Here is a 25551-nt window from a genome sequence, read left to right as displayed (position 1 = left end):
ATAAATAGCGAAATAGATGAAGGCAATTCAAATTATTGATCAAGGTATCGTGCAGCTGATTGATCTGCCTCTACCACAACTGGAAAGAGGACAAGTATTATTAAGGGTTCACTATGTGGGTTTCTGTGGGTCAGATTTAAATACGTTTAAAGGCTTAAACCCGCTGGCGCTTATGCCCGTTATTCCTGGGCATGAAATAGGGGCAGTTATTGCTGATGTCGGGGCAGATGTACCTTCCAATTTTATTCCGGGAATGTCTGTCACGGTGAATCCCTATACAAATTGTGGACAATGTGCTGCCTGCGAGAATGGTCGTCCCTATGCTTGTGAATTTAACCAGACCTTGGGTGTACAGCGCAATGGAGCGATGGCAACCTATATTGCGGTACCCTGGGAAAAGATAATTGGCGACCCGGCAATCTCGGTCCGTGATTTTGCTTTAGTAGAGCCTATGAGCGTAGGCTTTCATGCAGTAAGCCGTGCAGCAGTGACAGACAGTGATCGTGTCTTGATTTTTGGCTGCGGAATGATCGGCCTTGGTGCCATAATTCGAGCTGTTAGACGCGGGGCTACGGTTATCGCAGTCGATGTGAGTGACGAAAAATTAAGACTTGCACAAAAACTTGGCGCACAATATACGATCAACTCAATAACGGAAAATCTGGAAGAACGTATTGCAGCCATCACCGATCGTCGAGGAGCTGATGTGGTTATAGAGGCCGTTGGCCGCTCTGAAACCTACACAGCGTCGATTTCTGCTGTTGCCTTTACTGGAAGGGTAGTCTATATTGGCTATGCAAAAGAGAAAATCCCATTTGACACACAATTTTTTGTGAAAAAAGAGCTGGATATCAGAGGGTCAAGAAATGCTACGCCATCAGACTTTAAGGCAGTCATAACATATCTGAAAACAGGGGATTGTCCGATTGACGATTTTATCACTGCAGTGATTCCCCCGGAGGAAGCCCAATCTGCCCTGGAGCATTGGAGTAAAAATCCTGGCGATGTTTTTAGGATTTTAGTACAGTTTTGAGCATTAAGCGAGATATGAAGGCGGCGTCAATTTTTGACGCCGCCTTTTTATTTGCCTTACGATCAACTATCGGTTAACCGAAAATATTATTGGTGAATTTGAGGCGTATCCCGATTTGAAAATTGTGGATTGTTTTAAAGATTTCTTTCAAAGTTGCTTTTTCTATTTTTGTGAGACTATCAATCGGGATATAATTATTGGGATTTAACTTGGCGATCCGGATCTGATTAGCCTGATTTCTTAGTCTCAATGACATCAGGTAGTAATAGGATTGATGCAGTTCGTCATATTGTTCTTGTGTGAATATAGCCAAGTCCAAGAGTGCCTTTAAGCGACCGCCGGTATTTTCTTCATAAATTCTGTTTTTAAGTGCGTATACCCGGACGAGGTCAACAATGGGTGTCATGGCCTTTTTGATGTTGAATACTTCTGTTGAGCCTACCGTTTGGGTTTTGATGGTTTTAAAGAATGTCAGCGGTGGTTCATACTGTAATGCATTTTTGGCAATAAAGGCAAAAAAACGGTCGTTTGGTTTTTGCAATTCAATCGTTAAAAAATCCTTTAGCTGCTCGATAATATTCGGATCGCCATATAAGCGCCTGCAATCAAAGAAGGTGGAAAATTTAATGGCGTTTTCAGGAATGCTTTCTTCAATCCAAGTTTTGTAGTTGTTTTTCCAGTGTGACAGCGAATGTGTCCATTCTGGATTACTGGCCATATATCCTCCGGTGCAATAACTAAATCCAATGGTATTTAAATGATCTGATACCTGACTGGCGAATCGCAGGAAATAATCACGTACCAATTCACGCTGTTCGTTGGCTTTATCTTCGTAGATAATAGCGTTGTCTTGATCCGTCATTAAAGTCTGTTCTTTTCTTCCTTCACTTCCCGTTACCATGAAAACGAATTTTGCAGGAGGTTCACCAAGGTCTTTGATGACTTTTTCAATTACCTTTATGGCAATACTGTCGGCGACGGTAGTAATAACTTGATTGGCGATTTCGGCATTTACACCTCTTCCAAGCAATTGGTGGATAATTTCGGGAACATTGTTCCATTTATCCCGCAATTCTTCCAATGTTTCAGCTAGTTTGACAGATTGGATAAATACCAATGGAGATTGTCCTTGCTCGCTCAATAGCCTATTTCTACTCAGAAAGCCCACATAGTTACCTTCTTTTTCAACGAGGAGGTATTTTGATTTAGTCCGGAACATCTTTAAGACGGCTTCATAGAGATAAGCCTGATTTGAGATACTCACAATAGGATTGTCCATCACTTCTACAATATGCTGGCCGGTATCTGCTTGTTGAGCGATCACCCGGTCCCTTAGCGTCATGTCGGTCGCATAGCCAATGATTGAATCGCCCTCCTTAATAAATAAGCAGCTAACTTTTTGTGTAGCCATCATCTTTGCCGCCATATAAATAGGCGTGTCAGCGCTACACGCAACAATATCCTTGTAAACAATGTGTTCGATTTTGCGTGAATAAAGCTGGTCAGCAGCAAAGTAGCTTTCTTCAAAAGATGCTGGTGACTTTACGAAATGTGAAAACTCCTCATCCAGCATTCTTCTCCCAAAAGAATTCGTAAAAAAATGGAAAAATTCTTCATTGGCATTACATAGTTCGATGAAATTTTTCCGGGGTAAGCGATAAATGACAGTTCCCTTTTTGGCAATGACGGACTTGAGCGCCTTCGTCCTGTTCAACAAGACGGAAATTCCACCAAAGCAATAGGGGCGATGATGAATTTCAACTAACCTTTTGCCATCCGAGCTATCCAAGAAAAAGGTCTCATATTCACCTTGTTCAATAAGATCTACGCCGTCCATGTCCGTTATATGCTGTCTATAAACAAGTGTATCTTTTGAAAAACGCATTTCGTGAAACAGATCGATGAGGCTGAGTTGAACTATTTCGGGCAATACCTGAAACGGTTGCGTAGCTTTTAGAAGTGATAAGATAACTTCAGTATTTTTCATGCTAAATGTATTATATGATGTTATCGAATGCTGATTGCTGGTTTTGAATATCTTGATCGGATAGTTCACCCCGCCGTTTCATTTCAAAAAAACAGCTGGCTGTGATTGCGGCATCTTTTTCGGCATTGTGTATGTTTTTTGGTGTTTCCGAGAAAAGAGCTTCGTATAGCAGCGGAAGGGGAAGGTGAACCATATTTGGATTGCGCACATAGATCTTACTGTGCAATAACGTACAAAAATAAGTGATTCCAGAAAATGGTATAGGTAAATTGCAACGAAAGTATTCTGCACATAATACCTGTATGTCAAAAGAAAGAAAATGACCAATGACTTGGGGACGATATTTTTTGAGATCATGGCTAAGTTTGCGTAGTACATCTTTTTTCTTTTCGCCATGTTTCATAAGAAAGGGAGGAGTCAACCCATGTATTTGTTCCGCCGCAGGACTGATTGGAATCAAAGGCTCATAGATATATTTATTGGTACGTTTGACCTCCTGCATCTCTTCGTCAAAGATAATCCATGCCAGTTGCAGAACATGAGGCCAATTGTCACTCGCTGTATATTTTCTGTCCCATTTCTTGGGCAATCCAGATGTTTCCGTGTCTAAGAATAAAAGATATTTTTTCAAGGAATCGTTGATTATATACTAAAAATAGTAAAAATAATCTAGTTGATGCGGATTAAATCTTCATCTGTAAAAAATATACTTTGTAAAAAACGAGATACTTATTCTAATATTTGAAATTTTATATGTAAAATTGACATTTATTAGTGAATTGCAAAATAACCAATTATGTACAGAAGACTATTATGCGTTTTACTTTGTATCTGTTCTCTCATTGTAGAGCTTCACGCAGGAAACAAACAAAAAAATATTGTTTATACGATGGCGGGAATCGTAAATCAAGAGCGATTTCAATACGCTATTGACCTGCTACAAAAAGAACTGTTCAAATCGATTGTCACAAACTCTGTACAGGTTGAGGTGAGTACGTTAGCACAAAAAAAGTCTTTACCAGACTCTATTAAAGCTAAATTGATCGAGAAAGAACATTTTGTTTTATATCGGAAAACAGGAAAAGGAGTAATTGAACTTATCGGAGCAGACGAGTCAGGGGTATTGTACGGTTGTATGGAATTACTTGCTAATAAAACCTGGCATGGAAACCAGCCCTTTTTTATACAAGATGGACCCAAGATGGTGATGCGAGGCACGAGTATCGGGCTTCAGAAAACGACCTATCTACCGGGGCATGATATTTATGAATACCCTTATACACCAGAGTCTTTTCCTTGGTTTTACGATAAGCAATTGTGGCTGAATTATTTGGATATGATGGCTGAAAATCGATATAATGCACTTTACCTTTGGAATGGGCATCCTTTTTCCTCCTTAGTCAAATTAAAAGATTACCCTTATGCGCTTGAGGTTGATGAGTCTACTTTTCAGAAAAATCAAGATATCTATACTTTTTTGACCAAAGAAGCTAATAAAAGAGGGATCTGGATTATTCAAATGTTTTATAATATTATCCTACCAAAGCCTTTCGCCGACCGCCATGGTTTAAAGACACAGGAGCGAAATCGGATTATTACACCTTTAATTTCAGATTATACACGTAAAAGCATCGCTGCTTTTGTAGCCAAATATCCGAATGTGGGGCTCTTGATTACTTTGGGTGAAGCAATGGAAGGGGTGGGGCAAGACGATATCAACTGGTTTACAAAAACGATTATTCCGGGTGTAAAAGATGGTTTACAGTTGTCTCGGACAGCCGGTGAACCACCTATCATCCTAAGGGCCCATGATACGGATGCGCCTGCTGTTATGCAAGCAGCACTGCCGATATATAAGAATTTGTACACGATGGCTAAATATAATGGAGAGGCATTGACGACCTATACACCTCGGGGAAAATGGGCAGAATTGCATCGTTCATTAGGTGATATTGGTACTGTACATATTCAAAATGTGCATATATTGGCCAATTTGGAGCCTTTCCGTTATGGTTCTCCTGATTTTATCCAGAAATCGGTTAAAGCTATGCACGAAGTCCACCATTCAAATGGCATCCATATATATCCACAGGCTTCGTATTGGGATTGGCCTTATTCAGCGGATAAAGTTGACAATAGATTATTACAGGTCGATCGAGATTGGATGTGGTACAAAGCTTGGTCTAGATACGCTTGGGACGAAAATCGAGATTTATTAAATGAAAAATCCTATTGGTCAAAGGAACTTGTGCACTATTACGGTATTCCTGAAAAGGATGCGCAAAAGTTATTATTGGCCATTGAAGAAATAGGTGAGATATCGCCTAAAATCCTGCGGCGATTTGGTATTACAGACGGAAACAGACAGACCTCTTCTTTGGGAATGCTGATGACACAACTGATAAATCCTTATCGTTATGGATTGTTTACAATGCTTTATGAATCTGAGGCGCCAGAAGGAGAGATGATTGTTGATTATGTAGAGAAGGACTATCGTCATGAAGGCCATATTGGAGAAACACCTGACCAGGTAGCAAGAGAAATTGTGCAACATGGAGCGCGCGCAGCGGCTCTTATCAAAACATTGGGAACGCCCACCAAAAATGTAGCAGAATTTGATCGATGGCTTAATGATATCCGAATCCATCAACTGTTGGCTAATCATTATAGCTATAAGGTGAAGGCTGCCATTCAACTTCTGCGCTATAAATATATACGTGATCTAAGTGCTCTTCGAAAAGCTTTACCGGATCTGGAGCGAAGTGTCGAAGAATACCGTAAGCTAACAGCGATAACGGATATGACCTATTTATATGCAAACAGCATGCAGACCAAACAACGTAAAATACCAATGCGGGGAGCGGATGCAACCTTTATTCATTGGAAGGAAATGCTGCCTGTCTTTGAAACTGAATTGAATAACTTTAAACAAGCGATAGATTCTTTATCAAAGATGAGTGATACCCCTACGCAAATAAAAGTTGGATTAAAATCTCAGCAGGTCACGTTTTTGGATAATCAACAATTAATTCCATTGAAAAAGGGCGCGAAATTGTATGCGGATCAGGAATTGGTCGTAACACATTTAGCAAATGAATTAGAAGGGGTCCAAGCGATACAGATTGATGCGGCTAATCAAAAATTAGTCGGTACACATCTCCGGTTCAAAAATGAAAAACCAGTAAAGATATTAGTTGGCTATTTCAATAGCACCGACAAAGTTTTTGCCCCCAAACCTGTTTTGGAAATCGATGCGAGCGCCAATGATTTTGGACAGGCAGAGGCAAAAGTGCGTAATGCAATCCGAATTCAGTACATGCCTATGGTAGATATTCATACTTACTCCTTTCCTGCGGGAACAAACGAACTGAAAATTCCGAAGGGAGAGGTACTGATTTTAGGCGTTGTGGACGATAGGGAGCTCCCAAATCCGTATAATGCCGATGTGGATAATCAAGGGGATGACCTCGACGATTTATTTGGCTATTATCAGGGTACAAAACTGTAGCATAACGAGGCTCAGGATAGTACAGGATAAATAACTTAAACGAAGTAGGTATTTTACGAAAAACACAATAAATTGATTTCAACTTTTTGATATTAAATAAGTAATGAAAATTAAAACATCTATTCTTGCGCTTCTTTTCTGTGGACTTTCCTATGTAAAGGCGCAGGAAAAATTAGTGGAGAAGGTCCGATCCTATGTTCGGGAATTTAATAGTAATGACAATGAAGCAGTGGTCAACAAGATTCCAAATAAGGATGCTTACGATTGGCTGGTGGCGAATGTCCCCTTGCTGGATTGTCCTGATAAGGAAGTTGAGCAGACTTATTATTTTAGATGGTGGTCCTACCGCAAACATATAAAGTCAAGTCCAGAAGGTACTTTGGTAACAGAATTTATTGAACCGGTAAAGCATGCTGGAAAATACAATTCAATTAGCTGTGCACTTGGTCACCATTTGTATGAAGGGAGATGGATTCGCGACAATGCGTTTTTAAAAGAATACATTGATTTTTGGCTTTATCATGCTGATAAAGGTCAATCCAAGCGGAGATTCCATCAGTTCAGTTCCTGGCTGCCTGATGCATTATTGGCCTATTGCAAAGTCAATCCTGACAATCACTATTTAGAGGCTCGTTTGATGGACTTGGATCAAGATTTTGAAAAATGGGAAAAAGAAAGAAAGGCTAATAATGGTCTTTTCTGGCAATACGATGTCCAGGATGGGATGGAAGAATCTGTTTCCGGTGGACGGAAAGTGCATAATATGCGCCCATCTATTAACAGCTACATGTATGGGAATGCTGTTGCGATTGCAGCAATTGCCAAATTGGTGTCGAATAAGGGATTAGAGAAGAAATATAGTTCATATGCACAGTCTTTGCGTCAATTAGTATTAGATTCACTCTGGGACAAGGAGGATCAATTCTTTAAAACAAAGCTGGAAAAAGGACCACTACATTCCACACGTGAAGCAATTGGTTTTATCCCATGGTACTTTCATTTACCGCCCGATAAAGCAATGTATGGACAGGCATGGCTTCAATTGCCCGATACGGCGGGATTTAATGCCCCTTGGGGAACAACGACTGCCGAGCGACGTGAACCAACTTTTAGAACGCGTGGGACAGGGCATAGTTGTGAATGGGATGGTGCGATTTGGCCTTTCACAAGTTCGCAGACGATCCGTGGAATGGCTAATTACTTAAGCGATTACAAGCGGAATAAGGCGATAAATGCGAATGATTTATACGAGCAGATTCATAAATATGCCAAATCACATGTTATGAACGGTAAGCCTTATATTGGTGAATACCAAGATGAGCGGACAGGAGCATGGTTAAAAGGCGATAATCCGAGAAGTAAGTTTTACAACCACTCTACATTTGCGGATATCATTATTCAGGACTTAATTGGCGTAAAGCCACAAACGAACAATACATTGGAAATAAGGCCATTGATTACTAAAGACAGATGGGACTATTTTGCGCTGACTCAGTTAACTTACCACAATAAGAACATTGCGATTTATTGGGATGCTACCGGTGAAAAATATAACAAAGGAAAAGGATTTACTGTGTATGTGGATGGAACAAAGTCCTTCCACCAGATGGATTTAAAAAATTGTAAGATTAACTTAAATTAATATGATCAGAAAAAACTATCATCGTGGATTAATAACAGTTTTCTTTTGTTTATCCATGTTGGGTCTACAGGCACAAACTTGGCTAAATGTCATGGACTTTGGGGCGCGGAAAGACAGTACTGGCAGCAATACATTGGCTATCAAAAAGGCTATTGCAGCAGCAGCAAATAAAGGCGGAGGAACCATATATTTCCCGGCGGGAAAATATATAACAGGTCCAATTCACCTGAAAAGTAATATCACCATTTATATTGATGCTGGTGCTGAATTGCATTTTAGTGATAATTTTGATGATTATTTACCGATGGTGGAATCTCGATGGGAAGGAACTGCAGTAACCAATTTTTCACCATTATTCTATGGCAATAACCTAGAAAATATTAGTATTCAAGGACGTGGTACTATCGACGGGCATGGTAAAAAGTGGTGGGGCTATTCCGAGGTTGAGGTTAAAAAACAAACCGAAGACAGTAAATGGCAAAAAGAGTTTAAACGCCTCAATAAGGATGTACTGGCTCCAGATCTTCCAGGATGGATCGAGAGAGGCTTTCTACGTCCGCCGTTTATACAATTCTTAAATTGTAAAAATGTACAGATCAAGGATATTAAAATTCAAAATTCACCATTTTGGACAATTAATCCCCAATATTGTGATAATGTCACAGTGGATGGTGTGACAATAGATAACCCTCCATCTCCTAACACGGATGGTATTAATCCAGAATCTTGCTCCAATGTTCGCATCGCTAATTGCCATATTAGCGTGGGGGATGATTGCATTACGATAAAATCAGGAAAGGATCGTTCGGGACGAAAAATTAACATCCCAGCCGAAAATTATACGATTACAAATTGTACAATGCTTCGTGGTCATGGCGGCGTTGTGATTGGAAGTGAAATGTCCGGCGGTGTTAAAAACATTGTTATTTCCAATTGCATTTTTGATGGTACTGATCGTGGTATACGGCTTAAGACTGCTCGGGGCAGAGGAGGCATCGTTGAAAATATTCAAGTGTCCAATATTGTCATGCGCAACATTAGAGATCAAGCCGTTGTGATGGATATGCAATATGCTAAAACTGAGATCGAGCCTGTCGGCGAACGCACACCTAAGTTCAGGAACATCTTTATTAACAATCTATCAGGGACAACCAATCGTGTTGGGTATATGCGGGGGTTGGAGGAGATGCCAATTGAGAATGTTGTATTTTCAGATATTAATATGCAGGGGAACACAGGTTTTTCGGCTCTTAACGTAAATGGCTTGACATTAAACAATGTAAACTTGGCCATCAAACAAGGAGCTTTGTTGACTGCCAACAACAGTAAGGAACTGAATATTTTGAATGTGAAAAATACGACACCTGCAGTGGAGAAATCACTAATCGAACTGGAAAACTGTAAATCTGCCAATGTGCAAAGCTGTTTCCCTTCAGCAGGAACAGGATTGTTTCTGGATTTAGTTGGTCCCGCAAATGAAGAAATTTACGTGCAGGGCAATAATCTGGCTCGCGTAAAGCAAATCCTCCGTGGAACTTATAAAAGTGGTCAGTTAACATCAAATATAAACCCTTCAGACAATAAATAATGCGTTTACAACTGTATATCTTATGGTCGTTTTTATCGATATGCTCTTTGCGCTCAGCTTTTGCGCAGTCGCGCGTATGGTTTGATCATCCTGCTAAACAATGGGAAGAGGCTTTGCCTATAGGGAATGGCCACCTGGGAGCCATGATTTATGGTGGTGTTAGCAATGAGGAAATACAGTTTAATGAAGAGACCTTCTGGACCGACGGCCCACGGAATTATAATAAAAAAGGAGCGTCAAAGTATCTTCAAAAGATCCGAGAACTACTGGATCAAGGTCGCCAGAAAGAAGCAGAATCTTTGACGATGCAGGAGTTTATGGGAGTTAAAAGTGAATCCGAAGACCCAACCGCTTGGTTAAACAAGATTGACAAAATCCGAAAACAGGAACATGGTCCTTTTGAATTCGCTTTTGATGATAGTAAATGGCCACTTATTACCGTTCCTCATTATGAGGGTTGGGAAATAGAGGGGCTGGAGGGCCTGGACGGAGCAGTCTGGTTTCGTTATGATTTTAACCTGTCAAAAAATGATCTAGCTGAGCACTGGTCGTTGGATTTAAATAAAATACGAACCAATGATTATACCTATATCAATGGTGAGCTCGTCGGCCAATCTGCGGGAGATGAAATCAGGAGACACTATCAAATTCCTATGGGATTATTGCGTGAAGGGCGGAATAGTATCGCTATTCAGGTAATCAATCTAGAAGGTAAGGGCGGTGTGGCAGGATATAAAGATCCCAAACAAGCTATCGGTTTAAAAAGTAACACCGGTAGATTTGTGTCGTTGAAGGGAAAGTGGAGATACCATATTCAAGATCAAAACAGTCCGAAAATAGGGAGTTATCAAGCATCCTATCAACCTTTTGGTTCGTTGAAACTGCAGTTTGATCACGATGCTGCTGAAAACTACAGCCGGATACTCGATTTGGATAAAGGCGAAGTCCGGGTCAATTACGCTTTCAACGGGGTAAATTATAGGAGGACCTATTTTGCGAGTCATCCCAATAATTTTATTGCTATACGCTTGCAGGCTGATCAGAAAAATAAAGTTACTTTTCGACTCGCAATGAATACCAAACATCAGCGCGCTAAACTTCATCACATGGACGGCACATCAATCCGTTTGGAAGTGTGGGTGAAAAATGGGGCAATGCGCGGGACGGCTTTCCTGCAACTCAAATTGAAAGGTGGTGCAGTATCTTATGAAGGTGACGAACTTGTGGTACAACAGGCTGATGAAGCGCAGATTTATCTGATTGCCGCAACAAATTTTAAATCTTATCAGGAATTGAACGAGCAGTATGCTGCTACTGCTTTAGAACGATTCAAGAACTTATGTACGTTTGATCTAGATAAATTATATCAAGTCCATCAAAAAGATTACCAACGATTGTATCATCGCTTTGCAATAGATCTTGGTGCTAGCAACCAACTTGACACAATTCCAACTGATCGAAGATTGCAGCGGGCGACTGGACATGCAGACCCTGGGCTTGTAGCACTTTATATGCAATTTGCCCGATATTTACAGATCGCAGCGTCTCGCGAAGGTAGTCAGCCGATGAATCTCCAAGGTATTTGGAATCCATTTTTAGAACCGTCATGGGGCAGTAAATATACCACCAATATCAATTTGGAAATGAATTATTGGCCGACAGAAGCATTGAATCTTTCTGAGTTGCAGCAACCCTTATTTCAGATGATCCAGGATCTTCGTCTAGCTGGTGGGCAAACGGCTAAGGAATATTATGCTGCTCGAGGCTGGGTATTGCATCATAATACAGACATATGGCGTGGAACAGCTCCCATCAATAACTCCAATCATGGGATATGGCCCACAGGCGGGGCTTGGCTGGTGCGACATCTTTGGGAGCATTATCAATATACACAAGATCTACGCTTTTTACAGCAATATTATCCTATCATCAAGGACGCGACCTTATTTTTTAAAGATTTTTTAGTTAAAGACAAAACAACAGGATGGTGGGTCAGTTCGCCTTCAAACTCCCCAGAAAACGGAGGTTTGGTTAAAGGACCTACAATGGATCATCAGATTATCCGTTCGTTGTTTGCTATTTTCGATCAAAGTTCCAAGTTATTGGGTAAAGATGTTCAATTGCGGGATTCAATTATGGAGATGCGAGATCAAATAGCACCAAACCAAATTGGGCAACATGGACAGCTCCAGGAATGGTTGACGGATTTGGACGATCCAGAAAATAAACATCGTCATGTATCCCACTTATGGGGGTTATTTCCAGGAGATGAAATCAATACGACGCATACACCACAATTGGTTGAAGCTGCAAAACGGTCGTTGGTACTACGTGGTGATGAGGGGACCGGTTGGAGCCTGGCCTGGAAAATTAATTTTTGGGCTAGATTAAAAGACGCTCAGCATGCTTATCACGTGGTAAAAATGCTATTGCGACCGGCGGGTAAAGGAGGTGGTTCCTATCCAAATCTATTCGATGCTCATCCACCATTTCAAATCGATGGCAACTTTGGTGGAGCCTCAGGAATTACCGAGATGTTGCTTCAGAGCCATATCAACGGGATTGAATTATTACCAGCGTTGCCAGAGGAAATGAGCACGGGTAAAGTAAAGGGACTCAGAGCGCGCGGGGCGTTTCAGGTTAATATGGAATGGAAAAACAATCAGTTATTGGGGGTGACTGTTGAATCGCTTGCTGGAGAAGAACTCCATTTGCGTTATGCTAGTCGCGAAGTAAAAATCAAAACAAAGAAGGGCAAGTCTTATGCCTTCGATCAAGAATTGAAGTTAAAAAAATAATGATGACCAGATTGATGCTGTTGAGTAGGCTGTTTTGCTGTGCCTGTATGTTATTATTCGGAATGTTTTCCTATGGTCAAAAAATCCGTAAAACGATTGCTCTGGACACAGACTGGTTGACGATAATGGACCAAAAAGATTCTGCTAGGTATGGTGGATTTCACCGTTTGTCTTTTAAGACAGATAAAGATTGGCGGAAAGTAAATGTCCCACATAATTGGGATAGCTACGAAGGATATCGCAGATTGCTGCATGGCAATTTACACGGTTACTCATGGTATCGAAAAACTTTTTCTCTTAAACAGCAAAGGAATAAAAATAGGTTCTATTTATTTTTTGAGGGAGTAGGATCCTATGCCACAGTTTGGTTAAACGGCATACAGGTAGGATATCATGCTGGGGGAAGAACCACATTTACACTGGATGTCACTGATGCGATCAAATTGGATGGGAGTCCCAATCTTTTGGCCGTTCGGGCAGATCATCCGGCACATATTATAGATCTTCCTTGGGTGGATGGAGGCTGTTCGACAGAACGGGGATTTTCTGAAGGATCGCAGCCTATGGGAATTTTTCGTCCAGTGAGTCTATTGATCAAAAATGAAGTGTCTATTACGCCTTTTGGTGAACATTATTGGAATGATGAAACTGTTGATCATAAGAAGGCGGTCGTACACCAAGTCGTGGAAGTGAGTAATAAAAGTCAAGTTAATAAAGATCTGGAGCTTATAACGGAGGTTTTGGACCAAAAGGGAAAATTAATTGTTCGATCTACATCGAAAGACCAGATTAAAGGAAATGCTATAAAGGAAATTAGATTGAAAGATCTTGTTTTTAGAAATCCACAATTATGGTCTGTGGCCTCACCCTATTTGTATCGCATAAAAGTAAAATTAAGAGTAGGTCGACAGATCTTAGACGAGATTGAAACACCTTACGGAATTCGCACTGTTCGCTGGTCAAAAGGGTTAAAACCATCCGGTGATCCACGTCTTTTAGTTAATGGAACGCCGGTATTTATAAATGGTATCGCGGAATATGAGCATAAATTAGGCCAGTCACACGCCTTCGAAAAGGAAGAGATCGATTCCCGTATTAAGCAGATCAGAGCACTCGGGTTCAACTCCTTTCGTGATGCGCATCAACCCCATAACCTGCGTTATCAACAGGCATGGGATCAACATGGTATTTTGTTATGGACACAGCTTGCGGCACACATCTGGTTTGATACGCCTGCATTTCGAGAGAACTTCAAGAGATTGCTGACAGAATGGGTGCGTGAACGTCGAAATAGTCCATCAGTAATTTTATGGGGACTTGAAAATGAAAGTACGCTTCCGGAAGATTTTGCACGTGAATGTACTGCGTTGATTCGCAAATTAGATCCAACAGCATCTATACAACGTTTAGTAACCACATGTAATGGCGGTAGTGGGACCGATTGGGACGTACCGCAAAATTGGACGGGTACTTATGGGGGAGATCAAAAAACCTATGGCGACGATCTAAAAAAGCAACAGCTCGTGGGGGAGTATGGTGCTTGGCGCAGTTTGGGGATGCATGCCGAACCGCCCTATCTACCCAACGAAAATAATTACAATGAAGAACGTTTTGCTGATATTTTACAGACCAAGGTACGTTTGGCAGAGTCTGTGAAAGATAGCGCTGTTGGCCATTATCTATGGCTTTGGAACTCACATGATAATCCTGGCCGTATCCAGGGGGGAGAAGGAAATCGAGAGATTGATCGGATTGGGCCGGTTAATTATAAAGGGTTGTTGACCCCCTGGGGGGAGCCCACAGATGCGTATTATATGTATCTATCGCATTATGGTAAGAAAGAGCAACCTATGGTGTATATCGCCATGCATTCTTGGCCGAATCGTTGGTTGACCCCTGGGATAAAAGACAATATTCGTGTTTATTCGAATTGTGATGAAGTAGAACTTTTCAACGATCTCGGTTCGTTATCGCTTGGAAAGAAGAAACATCCAGGGTTTGGACAACATATTGAATTTGATGGCGTCAAAGTAAATTACAATGTACTTTATGCTGAAGGACGAAATGCTGGAAAAGTGGTTTCCCGTGATACCATTATATTACAAAACTTTCCTGAAAGTCCACACTTTGCTGCCTTGCAGCAGCAATCCAAGATTTTAAAACCAGATCAGGGATATCACTATATCTATCGCGTGAATTGTGGTGGAGATACTTATATCGATGAATATGGGGGATACTGGCAGGCTGACCAGCCTTATAGGCCCATGCTCGCTTGGGGAAGTAGATCTTGGGCGGACAATTTCGATGGGATGAGTACGAATTTCGCTAGTCAACGGGTAATTTTTGATCCTATCAAAGGAACAAAGGACTGGCCTCTTTTTCAGACATTCCGCTACGGGCTGGATAACCTGGGGTATCAATTTGACTTACCTAATGGAGATTATTTCGTTGAACTGTATTTTGCCGAACCCTGGTACGGGAAGTTTTCATCCGGACAAGGTGATCGTGTTTTTGATATTGCCATTAATGGTCAAGTTGTGGAAGATCAGTTTGATATTTATAAAAATGCTGGATTCCAGCAGGCCTTAAAAAAAAGCTATCCTATTAAAGTCATGAATGGAAAGATTGTTATTAATTTTCCGCGTATTTATGCTGGTCAGGCGGTGATCCAGGCCATTGCTATTGCATCAAAAGAAAACAGGAAAACCTTATCGCTTGATCAAAAGCATTATAATCTTGAATTAGGGAATCAAAATATAAAGCTCCACAGCTGGTTGGATATAGGTAGCTTCCTGAAAAAGGAAGGGATTACTGAAACAACATTTTTCTCCTTGCCTTCTTCCTTGTTTGGTTCAGATTATTTTGAGCTTGATAGCAATAGAACCTATCGCCTACGCTTTAAAGAGCCTACTAATGTTTTCTTATTGGGGGGTAATCAGCCCGATGATTTTGAACAGACCAAAGACAGTGTGCAATTGAATACAGGGAAATATCTGGCGGTATTCCGTAAGGTATTGCAGGCCGGCGAAGAGCTTTCCATAACGGCCAAGACGCCAGGGGAAATTCTGGTATTTCAGCAGCAAAGTGGGATGCTGCCCGTGTATGACCTTAAAGAGGTGAAAAACTATAAGGCCTATCAAAGTAGCTGGCGCGACGGTGTTTCCGAAATCGAGTTTGCAGGACAAAAGCGTTTGGTATTCAACAATCAAGGAGGTTATATCGGTTGGCAGTTTCAGGTTGGTGCGGCAGATGTGTATGCGTTATCGATTAAGTATCATAATCCATTTAAGGAAGCACGTCGTGGTTATTATGAAATTTTGGACAAAGATAAGCATGTGCTAGTGCCTAAAACTCCAATACAATTGGAGCCTACACGTGTAGGCAAATGGAATTATATCAATACTGATACAAAGACAATGATCAATGCGGGCACCTATTTTGTTAAGTTATACTCTTCTGATTTAGAAGGTGTTATTATTGATAATTTAGAGGTTAAATAGCCTAAGTGCCAGCATAGTACATGACGGTTGTCAATAAAATTTTCAGTTATATTGAAGACTCAAAAATTCTTTAATGTCATTTTGAAGTTTATTTGAGAGTTTATAGAAAAAAATAAAGGTAAGGGACTTTATTTAATGTTTAATAATAACCAAAAAAGGGATAAACTATTTCATGCCTATGAAACGTTTTGCATTACTCATGTTTTTATTTTTAAGTGTATCTATGACATTTAGTCAAACAGAAGACGCTTATTGGAAAACTATTACTGATCGGTCAGAAAAAATTGTCGCGAAATTAGCGTTACAAGATCAGACCAAACAAGAAAAATCAGCTCACATTATCCGTGACCAGTATTATCTTTTAAACGCTTGTTATACACTTCGTGATTTAAAAGTCAAGGAGAATACCGATAAGAGTTTAAAAGAGCAAATCACGCAAGAGACGCTACAGGAAACTACCAATTTAAATCAAGCGTTTGTGAAACGGCTAAAAGAGGTTTTAACAGATCAAGAAGTTGAGGCTGTTAAAAACGGTATGACCTATAATGTCTATCCGAATACTGTGAAAGCTTATCAGGATATGATTCCTCGACTCACAAAAGACGAAGTGCATATGATCGACAGCTTGCTTTATGAAGCACGGGATTTTGCGATGCAGGCTGAATCTTCAGAAAAAAAACACGCTTGGTTTGGTAAATATAAAGGCAAAATCAATAACTATTTAGCTTCCCATGGCTATAATCTAAAAGAAGAAGGTGACAAATGGGCCGCGAGATTAAAAAAATAACCCAGTAAATAAACTAATACCCAAATTATGAATCAGTTCATATTCCCGAGTAAATCCTCTAAAAGGTTAGCAAAATTGCTGGCCATTGGAATAATGACTGGCGGAATTATTCCGTCATACTCCTATGGAGTAAATCTAAGTGAACACAATTTAAACTTTTTTAAAAATATAACAGGAAAGGTTGTTGATCAAAATGGAAAACCTCTTGCGGGGGTAACGATATCTATTAAAGGATCAAAGACCGCGACTTCAACAGATGCAGATGGTACATTTAGGCTGAACCTGCCTGTTGGAAACGAGATTTTGGTACTCAATTTTGTTGGTTATAAAAGACTGGAAATCCCCGTTGGAAACCAAAATGTATTGAATATACGCATGGAAGCCGAAAGTCAGGAACTCGAAGAGGTAGTTGCTGTTGGTTACGCCACACAGAAAAAAGCACATTTAACGGGTTCTGTCGTAGCGATTAAAGCGGAGGAAATCGAAGACCTGCCATCGACGAATGTGGGCGCAACATTGGTGGGCCGGGTTGCAGGCCTTAACGTCAGCGGAGGAACGAGTCGTCCGGGAGCAAAACCAAGCTACATTATACGGAATCCGATGGGTGGAGGAAAAGATGGTGGAACAAGTGCCCCTTTATTTGTGATTGATGGTGTGATTCAGGTAGATGGGCAAAATCAACCTGATCAGACCCTATTTAATAATCTCGATGCGTCAGAAATTGAGAATATTTCCTTTTTAAAGGATGGCGCTGCCGCGGTATATGGTGTTAGAGGGGCAAATGGTGTTGTTTTGGTAACAACTAAAAAAGGGAAATCGGGGACACCAAAAATCAGCTACAATGGATCATATGCCATTAATGATGCGACCTACCATACAAAAGTAATGGATGCTTATCAGTTTGGTAATTACTTCAATATTATGAATGGGGAAAATGGTGCAAACCGTGATCCAAAATCGGCAGGCTTTGACAAATGGTTTTTCTCGCAAGATGAGCTGGACTATTTTAAGAATCATTCTTATAATTGGTTAGATGATGCCTGGAAAGTAAGTTATCTGACACGACATTCCTTGAATATTTCGGGCGGGGCAGATAAAGCGACCTATTTTGCAAACGTAGCCTATAACAAACAGAATGGTAATTTGGGCACGCTGGATTATGATCGTTGGAATTTTCGTGCTGGAAGCGATGTTCAGGTAGCCAGTAATTTTAAGGTTGGTATGCAGGTGTCCGGAAATACAGGTAATCAGCAAAAGACCTTTAATAAGATCGGTGGCGAAAATGACGATAACGATTACAGAAATCTTTTGTTGGCTTCACCGTATGTCCCAGCATACGTGAACGGTCTCCCGGTTCGTCTACCGGGAACATCGGAAGATCTATCTGCCTATCATTATTTTGAATTGCAGAAATTAGGCAATTTAACAAAAACTGATTCAAGACAGTTCAGTATTAACCTCAATGCTGAATATCAGGCACCTTGGTTGAAAGGTTTGACTTTACGTGGGGCCTATGCTAAAAATTTAAAAAATGAGCGTGGGGATCAAATTGGTACAAAGTACCGAACTTATACGTTTGATAAGAGAAGTGGCGAGAACGGCCATATTTACGATGAAAATATATCTGGTGAAAAGGCTGTTACTTTTGGTAATGGTAATCGGGTTTATTTTTCAAATGCGACTGGTAGCAATTACCAAGCAAACTTTACTGCAACCTACGATAAACAATGGAAGCAACATAATTTTTCAGGTTTATTTTCGGTAGAAAAAGCGGAAGCGAAATCATCCCAGGAAGATGTTTGGAAAAATGATCCACTACAAAATACGAATGGACAATTTGGAACCGCGTTTGGTACTGTAGAAGGGCGTACAGCGGCTTATGAATCCGGAACCTTGGGCTACCTTGGCCGATTGAATTATCGCTATGGTGATAAATATCTTGCAGAGGTATTATTCCGTTCAGATGCCTCGACCAAATTTGCTCCCGAAAACTACTGGGGTAAATTTTATAACGTCTCTGTAGGATGGGTGATCAGTGAAGAAGATTTCTTTCACGTAAAAGGTGTTGATTATTTAAAATTGCGCCTATCGCACGGTAAATTGGGGAATGATCAGACCGCCGCTTGGGGATGGAAACAACGATATACCTATCAAATCGGAAAAGGTGGCGTATTTGGAGGAAATGGCGATGCAACGACAGGCATGAAGATGGAGAAGACTGCTAATCGTAACGCCACATGGGCGAATGATTATAAAAACAATATCGGTATCGATGCCCGTTTTTTCAATAGCCGCTTATCGGCAACTATTGATGGTTATTATAATTTCGGACGGGATTTACTTCTCGAACGTACAGGTAATGTCCCAATCTCGGTTGGTGGTTCTGTAGCTGCTGAGAATTTTGCAAAAAAGAACACTTATGGGCTTGAGTTTGACTTAGGTTGGCAGGATAAGATTAATGAATTTAGCTATGGAATTGGCGCGCGCCTTTCATGGACCAATGATAAGATTCTTGTGTGGAATTATAATGATGTTGATATGATGTATCCATGGAATCCACATCTCAACGCTTCTTCAGACAATGGCGCTTGGGGTTATGATTATTTGGGTATGTTTAAAACACAACAGGATATTGACAACTATGTTAGTCAATATAATATTACGCAAGTGTTCAATGAGACGGTTGACAAGCTGAGACCGGGTATGCTCTACTACCGTGACGTTCGGGGTGCGCTCCAAGCTGATGGTACGTTTGCCGGCCCTGATGGAATTGTCAACGAATTCGACCAAATTCAATTAGCCAAAAATAATACCAATCATTACTCCGTGGGAATGACATTAAAGGCTGGTTATAAAGGAATCAGTGCGGAAGCAGTAATTACAGGTTCTTTCGGTGGTTATAATGAAATTACAGAACGTAAACCGTTGAATAATGATATTTCGCGAGTTTATACGAATTTACCTGCCTTTTGGGGGAATGTCTATGATCCAGTGTTAAACCCAACTGGGAATATGCCAAACCCAAATTGGTCAGATATGTATAATGTGCGTTCGAGTTTTTGGACTGTTCCAGCTTTTCAAATGCGGATGAGTAGCTTTAATATCGGCTATAGGTTTCCAGATAAAGTTAATAAATACTTGAAAGTTTCAAATTTACGGGCCTATTTAAGTGCTATGAATCCATTGACAATTTATAATCCATTTAGTTATAAAGATGGAAATGGTGGTGGATGGGATGTATATCCGAATTTGAGAACTTACTCTTTTGGTATTAACGTGACATTATAATTGAGCAATGAAAAAATTAACAATTTTAAATATAGGGCTTTGTTGTCTGTTATTGACGAATCAAGCTTGTAAAGATAACTTTTTAGAGGAAAAAAGAGATTTAGGGGCCGTAGATGAAGCGGATTTGTTCCAAGATCCTATTTTAGCTAGGGCTTACGTGGATTATGTTTATGGCTTATTCTTACCAGCTAATAATGCACAATCTTTTGTTGCTACTCAGGATGCCTCAGATAACGGAGGGTATAACAATGCTTTTACACAGACAACGGATGAGTTAGCAGGGGAGACCGATTTCAATAAGCAATGGAATGCGATTTCCTATATCAATAATCATGCAAATAAATATTTTGGTCAGCGCATGAGTGCCAATATTAATAATAATGTTTGGACGCGAATGAAAGAGATCAATGTCTTTCTCGAAAAAATTGATCAGGGCGGGATTGATGAGGCAACTCGAAATCAACTGAAAGGTCAAATGTATTTTTGGCGTGCTTTTCAATATTTCCAATTGGTACGGATGTACGGTGGTGTGCCTTTAGTTCTTGAATCACAAAATCCGATAGTGGGAGATAGTGATGCTAATTCAGTTCCTCGAAGTACAACGACTGAATGCATTGCGCAAATTGTGAAAGATTTGGATTTAGCCAAAAACCTCTTGCCAGGCAAGTGGGATGGGGGCAATTGGGGCCGGATTACCAGCGGCGCTGCAGCAGCATTAAAAGGGCGTGTGCTCTTGACTTATGCCAGTCCGCAATTTAATCCAAATGATTCACGTGATCGTTGGGAAGCAGCATATGCGGCAAATGCAGAGGCTAAAGCTTTGCTGGAACAAAATGGCTTTGGCTTATTTCAAACCGGAGGTGCTACAGGAGGCAAAGCTTGGGGTGATATGTGGTTTACCGAAGTAAATAATTCCGAAGCTGTTATTGTATACGGATTTAATAATGCATCTTCTAGCTCAACAGCTGTAAAAAATAATGGCTGGGAGCAAGCAATTCGCTCGCGAGAGCTTTCCGGTTCGGGATCGATTTCGCCAACTAAACAGCTATTCGATGCTTTCCCAATGTTAGATGGGAAAAATATTGACGATCCAACATCTGCATATACTTATGATGCGAAAAAGTTTTATAAAAATCGCGATCCGCGCTTTGTCAGGACTTTCGTTTATAACGGCGCTTTATTTCCTTATGCCAATGGAGAGAGCTATCGTCAGTGGACCTATTACTGGAAAAATAGCAAGGGTGCTTATGTCTCAACGGAAACTAAAGGTTCTAACGCCAGTGGTATCTATCTGCGAAAAGGATCTAACCCCGCTGCTTCTGCTACATCAAATGGGGCAGCTGGATTTCAGCAAAGTGGTACAGACTATATGGAAATGCGTTTTGCAGAAGTGATGCTGAATTTAGCTGAGTCGGCTATCGGTGTAGATAAATTACAAGAAGGCTTAGATGGAATCATTGAAATCCGCAAAAGAGCGGGAATCGAAGTTGGTGATGGATCATATGGTTTAGCCTCTGTTGCAGGGAATCGCGATAAATTATTTGGAGCGATTATTAATGAACGCAAATTAGAATTTGCGTACGAAGGTAAACGCTTTTATGATCTCAGACGTTGGAAACTTTTTGAAGAAGATTCACCTACCGCCCAACGTATTGGTGTAAAACCATTAAATGGAACAAGAAGAACAGGTTTGTTAATTACGGTGAAAAATAATGGTGTTGAATACACCGGTGCTTCAGATCCGTTAGTACGAAATGAGGCAGGTGTTCCTGTAATTGAACGCCAACCTACAACTTACCCTGAAGGCATCAAAAATCAAGATGAATACCTCGACTATCTTTATGATAATTATTTTGTAATTGCTGAAAAAGATGATTTGGATCCAACAAATACTCCCTGGAAATTTAGGTGGTACCCTGAGTATTATTTCTTCGGATTAAATCAGACAGCCTTGTCTACTTCACCTTATTTACAACAAACTAAAGGTTGGGATAGTATGAATGGAACTGGAACTTTTGACCCGTTAAAATAGCGCCCTTTATAAAATGTTAGAGCAATGTATGTGAAATGTGACATACATTGCTTTTAATAAATGTGCAATTGACATATATTTGAAATAGAATTATAAATCCTACTAACTAGATAAACATGTTACATAAAATAACGCTGACAGCATTGTTGAGTCTCATTACATCAATCGCATTTTGTCAGTATCCCAAAATTCCAGAAGATGTCAAGAAGAATACAGATGAGCTGATGCGTAAAGCGACTAAACAATCGGATGAAGCTTGGCAAAAAGCCCTACCTGTCATAGAAGAATATGCAAAACAAGGTAAACCTTATATTCCATGGGCAGGACGGCCTGATGATCTCCCGCAAGCTAAGATTTTGGCTTTCCCAGAAGCTGAAGGTGGCGGTAAATTCACCTTTGGTGGACGTGGTGGTAAAGTGTATGTGGTCACAAGCTTAGAAGATAATGGCCCGGGTTCATTGCGGGAAGCTTGCGAAAAAGGTGGTCCGCGCATTATTGTATTTAACGTTTCCGGGATTATTCGTCTAAAGACCCCTTTAATTATCCGCGCTCCTTATGTAACCATTGCAGGGCAGTCCGCTCCAGGGGATGGTGTGTGCGTGGCCGGTGAATCTGTTTGGATCAACACACACGATGTCTTGATCCGCCATATGCGTTTTAGACGCGGTGAAACTTATGTCGGCCGTCGAGACGATGCGATCGGTGGTAATCCTGTAGGAAATATTATGATAGACCACGTTTCGGCAAGCTGGGGTTTGGATGAAAATATGTCCATGTACCGTCATATGTATAATGACAGTACCGGAAAGGCAGAGGAGAAACGCGGTACTGTAAACATTACAATTCAAAATTCTATTTTTTCTGAAGCATTAGATACATGGAACCATGCGTTCGGAAGTACTTTAGGTGGAGAAAATTGTACGTTTATGCGTAACCTCTGGGCAAACAATGCGGCCCGTAATCCATCTATTGGTTGGAATGGTTTGTTCAACTTTTACAACAACGTGGTTTACAATTGGGTGCATCGTTCAATTGACGGTGGTGATTACCAAGCGACATACAATATTGTCAACAATTATTTTAAACCAGGCCCTGCGACTCCGTTGAGTCAGCCTGTAAGTTACCGTATCTTAAAACCGGAATCAGGAAGAAGTAAATTGTCCTATGTTGTATTTGGTCGTGCTCATGTAAAAGGTAATATCGTTGAAGGTAATGCAAAAGTAACATCAAATAACTGGGATGGGGGTATACAGTTGGAAAATAAAAAAGGGGATGCGATGACCTATGACGAAGCACAACCATACTTTGCTGCGATGAATGCAAAAGAAGAATTTCCACATGCTCATTTTCCAGTGATGACTGCGCAGGAAACTTATGGTTTTGTTCTTGATCATGCAGGGGCAACCTTGCCTAAAAGAGATCCTGTGGATACACGGGTGATAGGCGATGTGAAAAATGGGAAGCCAGTGAAGCTATTAAGCAATGTGCAACTTCCTGAAAAAGATTTTGAACATCGGAGATTACCAAAGGATTCGTATAAGATCGGCATCATTACCGATATATCCCAAGTAGGTGGATACCCAGTATATAAAGGGACGCCCTACAAAGATTCTGACAATGACGGTATTCCAGATGCAGTAGAAAAAGAAATGGGATTGAATCCAAATGATCCGAGTGATTCGGCAAAAATTACCGAATCAGGTTACGCAAACATCGAAATCTATCTGAATAAATTGGCTGCTAAATAAAGCAAAGCTATGAAATCGTTATTTAATCGAAATACCGTGTTACTATTGGGCCTAATAAGCCCAATAGCTGCATTGGCACAATATCCAATTATCCCAGATTCGCTGAAAAAATTGGCTGCTGAACGGGAAAATACGGAAAACCTACGTTTAGAAAAAGTTTGGGAAAAAGCACAAGAGGCCATGAAGGCCGAAGGTAAGCCTTATATTCCTTGGGCTGCCAAACCGAGCGATCTACCGCAGGCAAAAATAAAAGCTTTCCCAGGGGCTGAAGGCGGCGGTGCTTTTACTGCTGGAGGTCGAGGCGGAAAAGTTTTTGTCGTGACGAGTCTTGCGGACAGTGGTCCAGGAACGTTGAGAGAAGCCTGTGAAGCCGGTGGCGCACGTATTGTCGTATTTAATGTTGCCGGTATTATTCAACTTGAGAAACCGATTGTCGTTAAGGCTCCCTATATCACGATTGCTGGACAAACAGCCCCTGGCGATGGGATATGTGTGGCCGGAGAATCTTTTCTGATTGATACCCATGATGTTATCTTACGGTTTTTGCGTTTACGTCGTGGGCAAACCGATGTAACGCGCCGGGATGATGCTGTAGGAGGAAATGTAGTCGGCAATATTATGATTGACCACGTATCTGCAAGTTGGGGATTGGATGAAAATATGTCGATCTATCGGCATGTATACGACCGGGAAGGTAAGAACCTCAAATTACCTACAGTAAATATTACGATCCAAAATTCCATATTTTCGGAATGCCTGGATGCCTATAACCATGCTTTCGGAAGTACAATAGGCGGTTTGAATAGCACCTTTATGCGTAATCTCTGGGCCTCAAATATCAGCCGGAATCCTTCCATAGGGATGTATGGCGATTTCGGGTTTGTCAATAATGTTATTTGGAATTGGTGGAATAGAAGTGCTGATGGTGGTGATAATAGGTCGTTATTTAATTTTATCAATAATTACTATAAACCTGGCCCCATTACACCAAAAGATAAGCCGATTGCATACCGGATTTTAAAACCGGAATCTGGACGAGATAAGGCGTTTAAGGATCAATATGGAAAGGTGTATGCGCATGGAAATGTGGTAGAGGGTTTCCCAAAAGTTACTAAAGACAATTGGGCTGGCGGGATTCAGATTGAAGATCTACCGAACGTAGGCGACCGCGAAAAAGAAATTCGGGTGGATAAAGCTTTTCCAATGGCACCCGTTACAACACTATCCGCACAAGATGCTTACAACTATGTCCTTAAAAATGTAGGCGCATTTTTGCCAAAGCAGGATGCAGTGGATACACGGATTATAAAGCAAGTTGCTGAGAATAAAGTTTACTACAATCAAGATAAGACGCAGCATGGATTTGTATCGCCTTATGTGAAACGACGTTTGCCAGCGGATTCCTACAAGCAGGGGATTATATCTGATATCGCACAGGTAGGCGGCTATCCGGCTTATCAGGGAGTACCTTACCAAGACGCAGACCATGATGGTATTCCGGATGATGTAGAGAAAAATATGGGATTGAATCCCAATGATCCAAGCGATTCAAGAAAAATAGCTAAAAATGGCTACGCCAATATTGAGAACTATTTAAATGGGGTTGTAGCATTAGATGCTGTCGTGCCCAAAAAATAAGA

The 25551-nt window shown here is 40.8% G+C and carries 13 protein-coding genes; 11 read left to right on the top strand and 2 right to left on the bottom strand.

From position 1 onward, the window contains the following. Positions 1–16 precede the first annotated feature (16 nt). Positions 17–1033 (top strand): zinc-binding alcohol dehydrogenase family protein, encoded by a 1017-nt coding sequence (locus B4A24_RS01245; RefSeq protein WP_293941628.1) that lies wholly within the window; start codon positions 17–19, stop codon positions 1031–1033. Between the two features lie 73 nt (positions 1034–1106). Here the strand turns inward: B4A24_RS01245 and B4A24_RS01240 are convergent, their stop codons facing one another. Both B4A24_RS01240 and B4A24_RS01235 read right to left on the bottom strand, forming a co-directional pair. Beyond that, the gene (locus tag B4A24_RS01240; RefSeq protein ID WP_293941625.1) at positions 1107–3020 is read right to left on the bottom strand and encodes a DUF294 nucleotidyltransferase-like domain-containing protein; all 1914 of its coding nucleotides are present in this window, start codon (positions 3018–3020) and stop codon (positions 1107–1109) included. Between the two features lie 10 nt (positions 3021–3030). Continuing rightward, positions 3031–3651, bottom strand: a complete 621-nt coding sequence (locus B4A24_RS01235; RefSeq protein ID WP_293941622.1) for a 3'-5' exonuclease — start codon at positions 3649–3651, stop codon at positions 3031–3033. 258 nt (positions 3652–3909) lie between these two features. Here B4A24_RS01235 and B4A24_RS01230 point away from each other — a divergent pair, with 258 nt between their 5' ends. From B4A24_RS01230 to B4A24_RS01185, 10 genes are all read left to right on the top strand, one after another. Further along, entirely contained in the window at positions 3910–6528 is a 2619-nt protein-coding gene (locus B4A24_RS01230; protein ID WP_293941619.1) for an alpha-d-galacturonidase, read from the top strand. 103 nt (positions 6529–6631) lie between these two features. Next, a complete protein-coding gene (locus B4A24_RS01225) occupies positions 6632–8170 on the top strand; it encodes an MGH1-like glycoside hydrolase domain-containing protein (RefSeq protein WP_293941616.1) in 1539 nt (512 codons plus the stop codon). Between the two features lies 1 nt (position 8171). Further along, on the top strand, positions 8172–9758 hold the full coding sequence (locus B4A24_RS01220) for a glycoside hydrolase family 28 protein (protein WP_293941613.1): 1587 nt from the start codon (positions 8172–8174) through the stop codon (positions 9756–9758). Continuing rightward, entirely contained in the window at positions 9758–12556 is a 2799-nt protein-coding gene (locus B4A24_RS01215; RefSeq protein ID WP_293941611.1) for a glycoside hydrolase family 95 protein, read from the top strand. Before B4A24_RS01220 ends, B4A24_RS01215 begins: the two co-directional genes overlap by 1 nt. Further along, on the top strand, positions 12556–16056 hold the full coding sequence (locus B4A24_RS01210; RefSeq protein WP_293941608.1) for a malectin domain-containing carbohydrate-binding protein: 3501 nt from the start codon (positions 12556–12558) through the stop codon (positions 16054–16056). The genes B4A24_RS01215 and B4A24_RS01210 overlap by 1 nt, the downstream gene beginning before the upstream one ends. A gap of 178 nt (positions 16057–16234) precedes the next feature. After that, positions 16235–16843, top strand: coding sequence for a DUF3826 domain-containing protein (locus B4A24_RS01205; protein ID WP_293941605.1), 609 nt, complete (start codon positions 16235–16237; stop codon positions 16841–16843). Positions 16844–16870: 27 nt separating this feature from the next. Continuing rightward, the gene (locus tag B4A24_RS01200; RefSeq protein ID WP_293941602.1) at positions 16871–20131 is read left to right on the top strand and encodes a SusC/RagA family TonB-linked outer membrane protein; all 3261 of its coding nucleotides are present in this window, start codon (positions 16871–16873) and stop codon (positions 20129–20131) included. Between the two features lie 7 nt (positions 20132–20138). Continuing rightward, positions 20139–22163 (top strand): RagB/SusD family nutrient uptake outer membrane protein, encoded by a 2025-nt coding sequence (locus tag B4A24_RS01195; RefSeq protein WP_293941599.1) that lies wholly within the window; start codon positions 20139–20141, stop codon positions 22161–22163. Between the two features lie 116 nt (positions 22164–22279). Then, complete coding sequence (locus B4A24_RS01190) at positions 22280–23911, top strand: polysaccharide lyase (protein WP_293941597.1); 1632 nt, start codon at positions 22280–22282, stop codon at positions 23909–23911. A 9-nt stretch (positions 23912–23920) separates the two neighbouring features. After that, complete coding sequence (locus tag B4A24_RS01185) at positions 23921–25549, top strand: pectate lyase family protein (protein ID WP_293941594.1); 1629 nt, start codon at positions 23921–23923, stop codon at positions 25547–25549. Positions 25550–25551: the final 2 nt, after the last annotated feature.

Source organism: Sphingobacterium sp. UBA7249, from assembly GCF_002472835.1.
Taxonomy (GTDB): Bacteria; Bacteroidota; Bacteroidia; order Sphingobacteriales; family Sphingobacteriaceae; genus Sphingobacterium; species Sphingobacterium prati.
The sequence above is the reverse complement of the archived record's forward strand: the minus strand, read 5'-3'. Positions and strand labels throughout refer to the sequence as shown.